Source organism: Streptomyces bacillaris (assembly GCF_003268675.1).
GTDB lineage: Bacteria > Actinomycetota > Actinomycetes > Streptomycetales > Streptomycetaceae > Streptomyces > Streptomyces bacillaris.
In genome coordinates this window covers 1,167,169-1,179,963 of record NZ_CP029378.1, presented here as the reverse complement: position 1 = coordinate 1,179,963, position 12,795 = coordinate 1,167,169, and the positions used below count along the sequence as shown (strand labels likewise).

General features: G+C 72.4%; 11 protein-coding genes. 5 read left to right on the top strand and 6 right to left on the bottom strand.

Features of this window, described 5'->3' with window-relative positions; all coding sequences use genetic code 11:
* Nucleotides 1-207 precede the first annotated feature (207 nt).
* Entirely contained in the window at nucleotides 208-603 is a 396-nt protein-coding gene (locus tag DJ476_RS04850; RefSeq protein WP_112489930.1) for a VOC family protein, read from the bottom strand.
* A 129-nt stretch (nucleotides 604-732) separates the two neighbouring features.
* Between DJ476_RS04850 and DJ476_RS04845 the strand changes: the two genes are divergently transcribed.
* Both DJ476_RS04845 and DJ476_RS04840 read left to right on the top strand, forming a co-directional pair.
* The gene (locus tag DJ476_RS04845) at nucleotides 733-2,232 is read left to right on the top strand and encodes an MFS transporter (RefSeq protein ID WP_112489929.1); all 1,500 of its coding nucleotides are present in this window, start codon (nucleotides 733-735) and stop codon (nucleotides 2,230-2,232) included.
* A complete protein-coding gene (locus tag DJ476_RS04840; RefSeq protein WP_112489928.1) occupies nucleotides 2,229-3,320 on the top strand; it encodes a glutathione S-transferase family protein in 1,092 nt (363 codons plus the stop codon). The genes DJ476_RS04845 and DJ476_RS04840 overlap by 4 nt, the downstream gene beginning before the upstream one ends.
* A 69-nt stretch (nucleotides 3,321-3,389) precedes the next feature.
* On the opposite strand, the gene DJ476_RS04835 is transcribed toward DJ476_RS04840, so the two are convergent.
* Nucleotides 3,390-4,274, bottom strand: a complete 885-nt coding sequence (locus DJ476_RS04835; protein WP_103417537.1) for a DMT family transporter — start codon at nucleotides 4,272-4,274, stop codon at nucleotides 3,390-3,392.
* A gap of 172 nt (nucleotides 4,275-4,446) precedes the next feature.
* Nucleotides 4,447-5,307: a helix-turn-helix transcriptional regulator gene (locus tag DJ476_RS04830; protein ID WP_103417538.1), complete on the bottom strand. Its 861-nt coding sequence runs from the start codon at nucleotides 5,305-5,307 to the stop codon at nucleotides 4,447-4,449.
* 133 nt (nucleotides 5,308-5,440) lie between these two features.
* Between DJ476_RS04830 and DJ476_RS04825 the strand changes: the two genes are divergently transcribed.
* A complete protein-coding gene (locus tag DJ476_RS04825; protein WP_112489927.1) occupies nucleotides 5,441-7,123 on the top strand; it encodes an AMP-binding protein in 1,683 nt (560 codons plus the stop codon).
* Nucleotides 7,120-8,730: an AMP-binding protein gene (locus DJ476_RS04820; RefSeq protein WP_112489926.1), complete on the top strand. Its 1,611-nt coding sequence runs from the start codon at nucleotides 7,120-7,122 to the stop codon at nucleotides 8,728-8,730. Before DJ476_RS04825 ends, DJ476_RS04820 begins: the two co-directional genes overlap by 4 nt.
* Nucleotides 8,731-8,934: 204 nt before the next feature.
* Here the strand turns inward: DJ476_RS04820 and DJ476_RS04815 are convergent, their stop codons facing one another.
* The 3 genes from DJ476_RS04815 to DJ476_RS04805 form a co-directional block, all read right to left on the bottom strand.
* Nucleotides 8,935-9,132 (bottom strand): hypothetical protein, encoded by a 198-nt coding sequence (locus tag DJ476_RS04815; protein WP_029395371.1) that lies wholly within the window; start codon nucleotides 9,130-9,132, stop codon nucleotides 8,935-8,937.
* 9 nt (nucleotides 9,133-9,141) lie between these two features.
* A complete protein-coding gene (locus DJ476_RS04810; RefSeq protein ID WP_103417541.1) occupies nucleotides 9,142-9,813 on the bottom strand; it encodes a GNAT family N-acetyltransferase in 672 nt (223 codons plus the stop codon).
* Between the two features lie 76 nt (nucleotides 9,814-9,889).
* A complete protein-coding gene (locus DJ476_RS04805; protein ID WP_103417542.1) occupies nucleotides 9,890-10,600 on the bottom strand; it encodes a hypothetical protein in 711 nt (236 codons plus the stop codon).
* 293 nt (nucleotides 10,601-10,893) lie between these two features.
* Here DJ476_RS04805 and gcl point away from each other — a divergent pair, with 293 nt between their 5' ends.
* On the top strand, nucleotides 10,894-12,678 hold the full coding sequence (gene gcl, locus DJ476_RS04800; RefSeq protein ID WP_112489925.1) for a glyoxylate carboligase: 1,785 nt from the start codon (nucleotides 10,894-10,896) through the stop codon (nucleotides 12,676-12,678).
* Nucleotides 12,679-12,795 lie beyond the last annotated feature (117 nt).

Here is a 12,795-nt window from a genome sequence, read left to right as displayed (position 1 = left end):
TGCTCCCTTCGGATGGGGGTGGGAGACGCCATCGCGGCAGAACTGAAAGTAAAGCTTCCTTCCAATTGGCGTCAACAGTGTTGGGAAAGTTTCCTGTCTATTAGCTCCCGGGGCGTACGGACATGAGTGAGGGGCCCCGAAAGGCCCCTGACTCCCCGCCCGCTCCCTCAGTTCCCTGGTTCCCTCCTCCCTCGTTCCCTCAGCAGGTCACTCCGTCGGCAGCGGATACACCGCCAGCGAGAACGAGTGGCCCGCCGGATCCCCGTACACCCGGACATCGCGCGGACCGCTGTTGCTGTCACCGGTGTCGACGGGCCTGGCCCCCAGCGATATCGCCTCGCGCTCGGCCTCGTCGATGTCCTCGCGGCTCACCAGGATCCGCAGATGGGCCTGTTGGGAGTCCTCCGGGCGGGGCCAGCTCGGCGGCGCGTAGCCGTGGTCCCGGCGGATCGCCAGCCGGACGCCGTCGTTGCCGACGACCTCCACGAAGTCGGGGTCGGAGCCGATCCGGGTCTCCGCACCGAGCAGACCGGCGTAGAACTCGGCCAGCTCCATGGGTTCGGCACAGTCCAGGACGAGAACGCTCGTTTTCTCCACAGTCATGCGGGAACTGGTACCCCCGGCCGCCCCGGACACGCCGTGCCGGGCCCCGCCACACCGCCCACGTCCCGGACGAGCCCGCCCCGGACGTCCAGGATGAGGAAACCCCCGGCCCGACCTAAGGTGCGAACCATGGCAGAGAGCGCGGCCCGACCCGGCCCGGCCGGACGCGACGCCCCCACCGACGGCCCCGACCCCCGGCGCTGGAAGGCGCTGGCGGTCTGCCTGGTGGCGGGCTTCATGACCCTGCTCGACGTCTCCATCGTCAATGTGGCCCTCCCCTCCATCCGCGAGGGCCTGAACACCCCCGAGTCCGACCTCCAATGGGTGGTCTCCGGCTACGCCCTCGCCTTCGGCCTCTTCCTGATCCCCTCGGGCCGCCTCGGCGACGCGCGCGGCCGACGGGCCGTCTTCATGGCCGGGCTCGCCCTCTTCACTCTGGCCTCCGCCGCCTGCGGAGCCGCCCAGTCCAGCCTGTGGCTGGTGATCGCCCGACTGGTCCAGGGCATCGCGGGCGGACTGATCTCCCCGCAGATCTCCGCCCTCATCCAGCAGCTGTTCTCCGGGCGCGAGCGCGGCCGGGCCTTCGGCATGTTCGGCACGGTCGTCGGCATCTCCACCGCCGTCGGCCCGCTCCTCGGCGGACTGCTCATCCAGGCGGCGGGCCCCGACCACGGCTGGCGCTGGGTGTTCTACGTCAACCTCCCGCTCGGTGCCCTCTGCCTCCTGCTCGCCCACCGCCTCCTCCCCGACACCCCCTCCGCGGGCCGGGTCCGCCCGCGCGACCTGGACCCGTTCGGCGTGCTGCTCCTGGGCGCCGGGGTGCTGGCCCTGCTGCTCCCGTTCGTCCAGGCCCAGCAGTGGCCCGGCAACGGCAAGTGGCTGCTGGTCCTGCTCGCCGCCGCCCTGCTCACCGCCTTCGTCGCCTGGGAGGCCCGCTGCACGGGCGGCCGCACACAGCCGGTCCTGGACCTCTCCCTCTTCCGGCTGCGCTCCTACTGGCTGGGCTGCCTGCTGATCCTGCTCTACTTCGCCGGGTTCACCTCGATCTTCTTCGTCACCACCCTCTACCTCCAGTCCGGCCTGGACTACTCCGCCCTCCAGGCCGGACTGGCCATCACCCCCTTCGCCCTCGGCTCCGGTGCCGCCGCGTCCCTCGGCGGCCGGCTCGTGGGCCGGTTCGGCCGCCCGCTGGTGGTGGCCGGACTCCTGATGGTCGCCCTCGGCCTCGCGGGCACCGCCCTCGCCGTCCACTGGGTGCCCGGCAGCGGCGCGGGCTGGGCGATGGCCGCGCCCCTGCTCATCGCCGGGCTCGGCAGCGGTCTGGTGATCGCCCCGAACCAGACGCTGACCCTCGCCGAGGTCCCCGTACACCGGGCCGGGAGCGCCGGGGGCACCCTCCAGACCGGGCAGCGCGTCGGCTCGGCGGTCGGGATCGCCGCCGTGGGCGCGGTGTTCTTCGCCCAGGTCGGCCCGGGGAACTGGGCGGACGCGTACGACCACGGGCTGATCGTCTCCGTCGCCTTCGTGCTGGCCGCGCTGATCGTGGCCCTGGCCGATGTGGGGGCCGACCGGCGGGGCAGACGACGTGAACGCAAGGAATCCCCCGATCCATCGAGGAGCACGGCATGAGCGACACCGGCACGGACAGCGACAGCCACACCGGCACTGGCACTGGCACCGGTACGGAGACCACAAGGGGCAGCGCCGGGAGCGACGGCAACACCTCCTACGGCCACAAGCCCTTCAAGCGGTCCCGCAGCCACTTCGCCGACCGCATCACCGCCGACAGCCGCGACGGCTGGCCGGTCGAGGCGGGCCGCTACCGGCTGGTCGTCAGCCGGGCCTGCCCCTGGGCCAGCCGCGCCCTGGTCTCCCGGCGCCTCCTCGGCCTGGAGGACGCGCTCTCCCTCGCCGTCACCGACCCCATCCAGGACGACCGGAGCTGGCGCTTCACCCTGGACCCGGACGGCAGGGACCCGGTGCTCGGCATCCGCTATCTGAGCGAGGCGTACGACGCCCGGGAGCGCGACTACCCCGGCGGGGTCAGTGTCCCGGCGATCGTCGACGTACCGAGCGGAAAGCTGGTCACCAACGACTACCAGCAGATCACCCTGGACCTCGCCACCGAGTGGACCGCCCTGCACCGCCCCGGCGCCCCCGACCTCTACCCGGAGCCGCTGCGCGCGGAGATCGACGAGGTCATGGAAGGCATCTACCAGGACATCAACAACGGCGTCTACAAAGCCGGTTTCGCCAGCACCCAAGAGGACTACGCGAAGGCCTACACGGCCCTCTTCGCCCGCCTGGACCAGGTCTCCGCCCGCCTCGCGGACCGCCGCTATCTGGTCGGGGACACCATCACCGAGGCCGACATCCGCCTCTTCACCACCCTGGTCCGCTTCGACGCGGTCTACCACGGCCACTTCAAGTGCAACCGGAACAAGCTGACCGAGGACCCGGTCCTCTGGGCGTACGTCCGCGACCTCTACCAGACCCCCGGGTTCGGGGACACGGTCGACTTCGACCACATCAAGCGCCACTACTACCAGGTGCATACGGGCATCAACCCGACCGGCATCGTCCCGCTCGGCCCCGACCTCTCCGGCTGGACCACCCCGCACCACCGCGAACAGCTCGGCGGCCGCCCCTTCGGCGACGGCACCCCGCCGGGTCCGGTGCAAGAGGACGAGCGGGTCACCCCGATCGACCAGGTCTGAACTCCGGTCGACCGGACCCGAACCCCGATCCACCGGGTCCGGCCCGCTCCCCCCAGCAGGACCGGCGCCTCAGCTCACCCGGGGCGGAGGCGGCGGCTGCGGCCCGAGCGTGTCGGTGGCGAGCGAGGAGCGGGCCAGCACCACGCACCCCACCGCGATCAGCCCCACCCCGGCCAGCTCGGGCAGCAGCCACCACCCGGTGCGCAGCTCCTCCGCGAAGAGCGTCACCCCGTACAGGATGCTGATCAGCGCGTCCCCGAGCGTCAGCACCGGCTGCACCGCCACCAGGCTCCCCGCGTGCAGGGCGTTCTGGAGCAGATACAGCGCCCCCACCCCGGCCGCCGCCGACGCGTACAGCTGCCAGGAGGACAGCAGCGCGAGCGCCCCGCCGTCCGGGCCCAGGCGCGCCATCGCGTCCTTCATCAGCGCGGCCGTCAGCGAGTAGCCGCAGGCGGAGGCGAGCCCCAGCAGCGCCGCCCGGGTGTCGCCGCGCGTCCGCAGCGCGGCGACGATCACGGCCGCCTCGAACGCCCCGGTCAGCAGCAGCGTCGGGATCCAGTCCGCGCCCCGCACGGAGTCGGTGCCGTCGACCGGCGCGGCCGCCGCGAGCCCGATCGCCAGCCCGGCGGTCACCGCGACGACGCCGTACCAGACCGTACGCGGCGCCCGGACGCCCATCGCCCAGCCGGCCACCAGCAGGGTCGCCGGCAGCTCGATGACGAAGATCGGCTGCACCACCGAGATGGGCCCGGTCGCCAGCGCCACCGCCTGGCAGACGGCCGCCACGATCACCAGGCCGATCCCGGCCAGCCACACCCGCTGGCGCAGCAGCCGGCCGATGAGGGAGAGACGCATCGCCTCGCTCTGCGGCACCCTCATCGCCGCCCGGCGCTGGAGCACCGTGCCGGATCCGTTGCTCAGGGCGGTCAGGACGGCGAAGAGGACACTGATCACCGGTTCATCATGGGGCGGGCGCGGGAGGAGCGCGCGGGACAGGGCGCCGGTGGGCGTAACCCCGTACTCCGGCGCTTCGCCGTTTCCCGGCCGTCATGCCGTCATGCCGTCGTCCACGGCGTCATGCCGTCGTCCGCACACTCATGCGGTCGTGCTGTCGTCCGCGTCGTCGCTACGGCAGCAGCCCCGCCCGCCGGGCCGCCACCACCGCCTCCAGCCGGGTGTGCGCCCCCAGCTTGCGCATGGCCGAGCGGAGGTAGCCCTTCACCGTTTCGGGGCGCAGCCCCAGTTGACGGGCGGCCGCCGCGTTCGTCGCGCCCGCCGCCACACACGCCACCACGTCCACCTCGCGCGGGGCGAGCCGCACCTGGGGGGCGGCCGCCGGGGTCCGCGCGCCGGAGGCCGAGGCGAGGCGGCCGCAGACGGCCAGCAGTTCGTCGCGGAGCACCGGGTCGGCCACCCTCGGGGCCAGCGCGCGCAGCTCCCGGTGGGCCTCGCGTACGTCCTCCCAGACGCCCGGAGCCGCGCCGGGGCCGGGCGCCGCCACCTGGTCCCGGGTCAGGGCCAGCAGCTCCCGGACCTCGTCGCGGACCGCGAGGGCCTGCTCCACGTCACGGGCCGCCGCCACCGCCGCGTCGAAGGTCCGGTCCCCGAGGGTCACCGGCGTGCGCAGCGCCCCGTACAGCACGCCCCGTACCGACCGGCGTACGACCACGGGCACCGCGACCACCGAGCGCAGCCCCTCCGCCGCGACCGCCGTGTCGTACTCGTGGCTGATGTGGCGCGAGACGGGATAGTCCGTCACCGCGCAGGGCCGGGCGAGGGCGATCGCCTTGCCGCCCAGGCCGCTCCCGGCCGAGACGACCAGCCCCCGCAGCGCGCTGGTCTGCGCCCCGTTCAGCTCCCCGATCCGGGCGTGGCGGGCGTCCGCGAGCAGCCCGCCGAAGACGACCGGCAGCCCACTGGTGCGGCGCAGCCCCGCCAGGGCCGTACGCATCTCGACCGCATCGGCCGCATCGACCGGTTCCGGCACTCCGACGCCTCCCCATCCGCGCGAACCGTCCCCCGGGTGAGGGGCGGCACCACCCCCGTCCGGGGGTGGTGAGACCTGGGTCACTGTTTGCATGATGTCAGGCGACCGGTCGGGTCCGTAACAAGGAGTGCACATGCCGGCAACGAGCGCGACGGAGACGTTCCGGGCCGCCCGGGACTTCCTGCTGGACCACCGCGAGGAGTACGAGCGGGCCTACGCGGGCTTCCGCTGGCCCCGGCCCGACCACTTCAACTGGGCGCTGGACTGGTTCGACGTCATCGCGGAGGGCAACGACCGGACCGCCCTGCACATCGTGGAGGAGGACGGCCGGCGCACCGAGGTCTCCTTCGCCGCCATGTCCGAACGGTCCGCCCGGGCCGCCAACTGGCTGCGGAAGCAGGGCGTACGGGAGGGCGACCGCATCCTCGTCATGCTCGGCAACCAGGTCGACCTGTGGGAGACCGCCCTCGCCGCGATGAAGCTGCGCGCCGTCGTCATCCCCGCCACCCCGCTGCTCGGCCCCGCCGATCTGCGCGACCGGGTGGAGCGCGGCCGGGTGAGCCATGTGCTGGTCCGGGACGCGGACACCGGGAAGTTCGACGAGGTGCCGGGGAAGTACACCCGGATCGCGGTGGGCGAGGAGGTGGCGGGATGGCGGCCGTACGCCGAAGTGGCCGACGCCCCGGCCGACTTCACCCCCGACCGGCCGACGGAGGCCGACGAGCCGCTGATGCTCTACTTCACCTCCGGCACCACCGCCCGCCCCAAACTGGTCGAGCACACCCATGTCTCGTACCCCGTGGGCCACTTGGCGACGATGTACTGGATCGGGCTGCGCCCCGGCGACGTCCACCTCAACATCTCGTCCCCCGGCTGGGCCAAGCACGCCTGGTCCAATCTCTTCGCCCCGTGGACCGCCGAGGCCACCGTCTTCATCGTCAACTACACCCGCTTCGACGCCTCCCGGCTGATGGCCGAGATGGACCGCTCGGGCGTCACCAGCTTCTGCGCCCCGCCCACCGTCTGGCGGATGCTCATCCAGGCCGACCTGTCCCGGCTGAGGACTCCGCCGCGCGAGGTCGTGGCGGCGGGGGAGCCGCTGAACCCGGAGGTCATCGAGACGGTCCGGCGGGAGTGGGGCGTCACCATCCGGGACGGCTTCGGCCAGACGGAGACCGCCGTCCAGGTCGCCAACAGCCCCGGCCAGCCCCTCAGGACCGGCTCCATGGGCCGCCCGAGCCCGGGCTTCACCGTGGAGCTGCTCGACCCGGTCACCGGCCGGCCGGGCGTGGCCGAGGGCGAGATCGCGCTCGACCTCTCCCAGCACCCGGTGGGCCTGATGACCGGCTACCACGGCGACCCGGAGCGTACGGCCGAGGCGATGGCGGGCGGCTACTACCGCACGGGCGACATCGGGGCGCGCGACGAGGACGGCTACATCACCTACGTGGGCCGCAGCGACGACGTCTTCAAGTCCTCGGACTACAAGATCTCGCCCTTCGAGCTGGAGAGCGCCCTCCTGGAGCACGAGGCGGTGGCCGAGGCCGCCGTCGTGCCCGCCCCCGACCCGCTGCGGCTCTCCGTCCCGAAGGCGTACGTCGTGCTGGCGGCGGGATGGGAGCCGGGGCCGGAGACGGCGAAGGCCCTCTTCGAGCACTCGCGGGCGGTCCTCGCCCCGTACAAACGCCTTCGCAAGCTGGAGTTCGCGGAGCTGCCCAAGACCGTCTCCGGCAAGATCCGCCGCATCGAGCTGCGCGAACGCACCGCCCGAGGCGCCGGAGCGGGAACCGAGTTCGACGAGGGGGACCTGAAATGACCAGGAGTCCGTCGTACGCGCACGGCACCGGCACCACCGCTCTGCTGGGTGACACCATCGGCCGCAACCTGGACCGGACGATCGCCGCCCACGGGGAGCGCGAGGCCCTGGTCGACGTGGTCTCCGGGCGCCGCTGGACGTACACGGAGTTCGGCGCCGACGTCGACGAGCTGGCCCGGGCCCTGATGGCGTCGGGGGTGGAGAAGGGCGACCGGGTCGGCATCTGGGCGGTCAACTGCCCCGAGTGGGTGCTCCTCCAGTACGCCACCGCCCGCATCGGTGCCGTCATGGTGACCATCAACCCCGCCTACCGGGCGCACGAGCTGGAGTTCGTCCTCAAGCAGGCGGGCATCTCCCTGCTGGTCGCCTCCCTCGCCCACCGCACCAGCGACTACCGGGCCCTCGTCGGGGAGGTGCGCGCCGACTGCCCCGCCCTGCGGGCCGTGCACTACATCGGCGACCCGTCCTGGTCCGAGCTGACGGCCACCGCACCGGCTGTCACCCCGGACCAACTGGCGGCGCGCGAGGCCACGCTGTCCTGCGACGACCCCATCAACATCCAGTACACCTCGGGCACCACCGGCTTCCCCAAGGGGGCCACGCTCTCCCACCACAACATCCTCAACAACGGTTACTTCGTGGGGGAGATGATCGCCTACACGGAGGCGGACCGGATCTGTCTGCCGGTTCCCTTCTACCACTGCTTCGGCATGGTGATGGGCAATCTCGCCGCCACCTCGCACGGCGCCTGCATGGTCATCCCGGGCCCCTCCTTCGAGCCCGCCGCCGTGCTCGCCGCCGTCCAGCAGGAGCGGTGCACCTCGCTCTACGGCGTCCCCACGATGTTCATCGCGGAGCTGAACCTGCCGGACTTCGCCCGTTACGACCTCTCCTCGCTCCGTACCGGGATCATGGCCGGATCCCCCTGCCCGGTCGAGGTGATGAAGCGGGTGGTCGCGGAGATGCACATGGAGGAGGTGTCCATCTGCTACGGCATGACGGAGACCTCGCCCGTCTCCACCCAGACCCGCCGCGACGACGACCTGGAGCGCCGCACCGGCACGGTGGGCCGGGTGCTGCCCCACATCGAGGTCAAGATCGTCGACCCGGCGACCGGCACCACCGTGGAGCGCGGCATACCGGGCGAACTCTGCACCCGGGGCTACAGCGTGATGCTCGGCTACTGGGACCAGCCCGACCGCACCGCCGAGGTGATCGACGCGGGCCGCTGGATGCACACCGGGGACCTGGCGGTGATGCGCGAGGACGGCTATGTCCAGGTCGTCGGCCGGATCAAGGACATGATCATCCGGGGCGGCGAGAACGTGTACCCGAGGGAGATCGAGGAGTTCCTGCACGGCCACCCGAAGATCGCGGACGTCCAGGTGGTCGGGGTGCCGGACGAGCGGTACGGGGAGGAGATCCTGGCCTGCGTCATCCCCCGCGACCCGGCCGACCCGCCGGTGCTGGAGGAGATCACCGCGTACTGCCGGGAGCGGCTGGCCCACTACAAGATCCCGCGCAGGCTGCGGGTGCTGGACGCCTTCCCGATGACGGTCAGCGGGAAGGTCCGGAAGATCGAGCTGCGGGAGACGTACGCCGACTGAGGTCGCCGCCCGTCTCCCGCTGAGGGTGGTGCGGCCCGTCCCCCGTCGAGGGGCGGTGCCGGTCGCCTCCCGCCGTGGGGTGATGCCCGGAGCCCCCGGCCGTGGGTCGCGCCGTACGGCGTAGACCGGTTGCCGTACGCGCCGGGGCCGGGCCCGCCGTACGCCGGTCGCCGGGACCGAGCACGGTCCCGGCGACCGGTCGGGTCAGGCGGCTTCGATGATGTCGGACCCGGCCGGCCGGGTCGCCGCCGCCCACTCGACGAGCAGCACCTCGTACGTCGCGGACTCCACGGCGGACCAGTCCTGGCCCGCACGCGAGTCCACGAGCGCGCGGATGGCCTCGTTCGCCCGGGCGGCGGAGACGACGGCGGGCTCCAGGGCATGACGGGGAGTTAAATCCATGCCCTTAGTTTACGGGGCGCCACTGACAGCGACCGCCGCCGCTCCCGCCGACGCGGAAGAAGGGGAGGGAGACGCGGCGCAGGAGGCGGAAGAGGGCGCGGACGGAGCTGCGGACGCCGACGCCGGGGTCGGCACCGAGGGCGCCGCCCCCGGGCCGCTGGGCAGCAGGTCGCGGCGCATGCAGACCCGTGGCCAGCGGTCCAGACCGTGCTGGGCCTCCTCGCCCCGGATCGCGCGCAGTCCATCCGTGAGTTCGCCCTCGGCCAGCACACGGAAACCGATGCGTGCGTAGTACGGGGCGTTCCACGGGACATCGCTGAAGGTGGTCAGGGTCAGGGCGGTGAGGCCCTGCCCGGGGGCGAGCCCGGCGAGGTGGTCGATGAGCGCGCGGCCGATGCCCCGGCGGGCGGCGGCCGGGTCCACCGAGATCTGCTCGATGTGCAGGGCCCCGTCGACGGGGTCGGCGATCACATAGGCGAGCGGCCGGTCGCCGGTGGTGGAGAGGGGGTCGGTGGCCACCCAGCACCGCCCGGCCCGCCGGTAGTTCTCCAGCAGGTCGAGCGGGGGCGGATCGTCGTCGGCCACGGAGGTCATGCCGAGGGTGCGGAAGGGTTCCCCTGCGGCGCGCTCGATGTCCTGGAGCAGGCGGAGATCGGAGCGTCTGGCGGAGCGGATACGCATGTACTCAGTGTGCCGCGCCGGGCGGGGCGCCGGTACGGGGTGGCCCGAAAACATCCCCCGGGAACCGGCCCGGCCCTCACGCCCCCGTGCTGACCAGCTCGTCCGCCGGGCTGTTCACCGGCTGGGGCGTCCCGTCGAGGTCCATGACGAAGAGCGGGAGGCCGATCCCGTCCGCCCGGGCCCGCGCCTCGGCCGCGTACCCCGCGAGGGAGAAGAACACCCCGGCCGCCGATGCGCCCAGGGCGTTCAGCCAGAGGCACTCCACGGCGCGCAGCTCCACCGGCCGGGTCGTGGCGTCGACCTGGGCGACGAGCCCGGTGGCCCGCAGGTCGATCCCGCCCGCGGGCCGCGTCCGGGGCCGGGCCACCTCCCGGTAGCCGAGCCAGGTCAGATAGAGGGCGGCCGCGCTCACCGCGTCATGGCCGGTACGGATCGTCCGCGGCCGGAACGCGGGGCGCGGGTGGGCGGCGGTGCGCGGCAGCGGGATGTGGGCCGGGGCGACGGGGCCCGGCGGGGCAGCGGGCTCGTCCACCGGGCGCACCGGTATCCGCAGCAGGGTCCCGCACGGGCAGCACAGCTCCGGCTGCGGCCACTGGTCGCGCCGGTCGCAGGCGGTGCAGCGGACGGTGACCCAGTCCTCGTCCCAGGTGCGCCGGACGACCTGGACCGCCGGGGCGCCGGGCAGCAGCGGCGGCGCGGTGGGCGCTCCGCACGGGCACGGGTAGGCCGGTGCGACATAGGCGTGGTCCCGGCTGCAGACCGGACACCGGACCGGCACGGATTTCACGTTGCTCTCCCTCCGGCACGGCTCCGCGCAGCCGCGTCCTCGTCCGGCGCGGGCGTGCGGAACGGCCTCCTCCACCGGCATGCCCCGCGCGACGGCTGCGCTCCGTGCCTCCCTCGTCACCCCATCGTCCACCAGGAGCGAGGTTCTGGGGAGGGAATCGGCGTACTTGACGGCGATGCCCCCGCGTTTTAGATTGCTTCCGTATAGCAGAACTAATTTTCCGCAATACGGAATTGGTGCTCTCAGGTGGCGCGACAGAGCCCGACTCCACCGATCCCGAGCAGGAGCACTCAATGCCTCGTATGACCGCTGCCCGTGCGGCAGTTGAGATCCTCAAGCGCGAAGGCGTCAGCAACGCCTTCGGCGTGCCGGGAGCGGCGATCAACCCCTTCTACGCGGCTCTCAAGGCGGCCGGCGGGGTGCACCACACCCTGGCCCGCCATGTCGAGGGCGCCTCCCACATGGCGGAGGGCTACACCCGGGCCAAGGCGGGCAACATCGGCGTCTGCATCGGCACCTCGGGCCCGGCGGGCACCGACATGATCACCGGCCTCTACTCCGCCATCGCCGACTCCATCCCGATCCTCTGCATCACCGGCCAGGCCCCCACGGCCGTCCTGCACAAGGAGGACTTCCAGGCCGTCGACATCGCCTCGATCGCGAAGCCGGTCACCAAGGCGGCGACCACCGTCCTGGAGGCCGCCCAGGTCCCCGGCGTCTTCCAGCAGGCCTTCCACCTGATGCGCACCGGCCGCCCCGGCCCGGTCCTCATCGACCTGCCCATCGATGTCCAGCTCACCGAGATCGAGTTCGACCCCGAGCTGTACGAGCCCCTGCCGGTGCAGAAGCCCGCCGCCTCCCGCAAGCAGATCGAGCGGGCCGTGGAGCTGCTGAACGCCTCCGAGCGCCCCCTGCTCGTCGCGGGCGGCGGCATCATCAACGCCGACGCCTCCGCGCTGCTGGTGGAGTTCGCGGAGCTGACCGGCGTCCCCGTCATCCCCACCCTGATGGGCTGGGGCATCCTCCCCGACGACCACGAGCTGAACGCGGGCATGGTCGGCCTCCAGACCTCCCACCGCTACGGCAACGCCAACTTCCTGGAGTCCGACTTCGTCCTCGGTATCGGCAACCGCTGGGCCAACCGCCACACCGGCAAGCTGGACGTCTACACCCAGGGCCGCACCTTCGTCCACGTCGACATCGAGCCCACCCAGCTCGGCAAGATCTTCGCCCCCGACCTCGGCATCGCCTCCGATGCCAAGGCCGCGCTGGAGCTCTTCGTCGAGGTGGCGCGCGAGCTGAAGGCGGCCGGCAGGCTCAAGGACCGCTCGGCCTGGGCCGCCTCCACCCAGGAGCGCAAGGCCACCCTCCAGCGCCGCACCCACTTCGACAACGTGCCGCTCAAGCCGCAGCGCGTCTACGAGGAGATGAACCGGGCGTTCGGCCCCGAGACCCGTTACGTCACCACCATCGGGCTCTCCCAGATCGCCGGCGCCCAGATGCTGCACGTCTACAAGCCGCGCCACTGGATCAACTGCGGCCAGGCGGGCCCCCTCGGCTGGACCATCCCGGCCGCGCTCGGCGTCGCCACCGCCGACCCGGAGGGCACGGTCGTCGCCCTCTCCGGCGACTACGACTTCCAGTTCATGCTGGAGGAGCTGGCCGTCGGCGCCCAGCACCGCATCCCCTACGTCCACGTCCTGGTGAACAACTCCTACCTGGGCCTCATCCGCCAGGCGCAGCGCAACTTCGACATCGACTTCCAGGTCAACCTGGAGTTCGAGAACCTCAACTCCCCGGAGCTGGGCGTCTACGGCGTCGACCACGTCAAGGTCGTCGAGGGCCTGGGATGCAAGGCCATCCGGGTCACCGAGCCGGACCAGCTGCTGCCCGCCTTCGAGGAGGCCAAGAAGCTGGCCGCCGAGTTCCGGGTCCCGGTCGTCGTCGAGGCGATCCTGGAGCGGGTCACCAACATCGCGATGAGCGGCACCGACATCGCCTCGGTCAACGAGTTCGAGGACATCGCCACGGACCCGTCGCACGCGCCCACCGCGATCCGTCCGCTGACGGTCTCCTGACGCACCGTCACCCCCAGACAGGCCCCCGCACCGGATTCCTCTCCGGGGCGGGGGCCTTCCCTCTGCCGTACGGGAGCCACGGGAGTACAGTCGCCCCACCGGGCCGCAGGGCGAAGG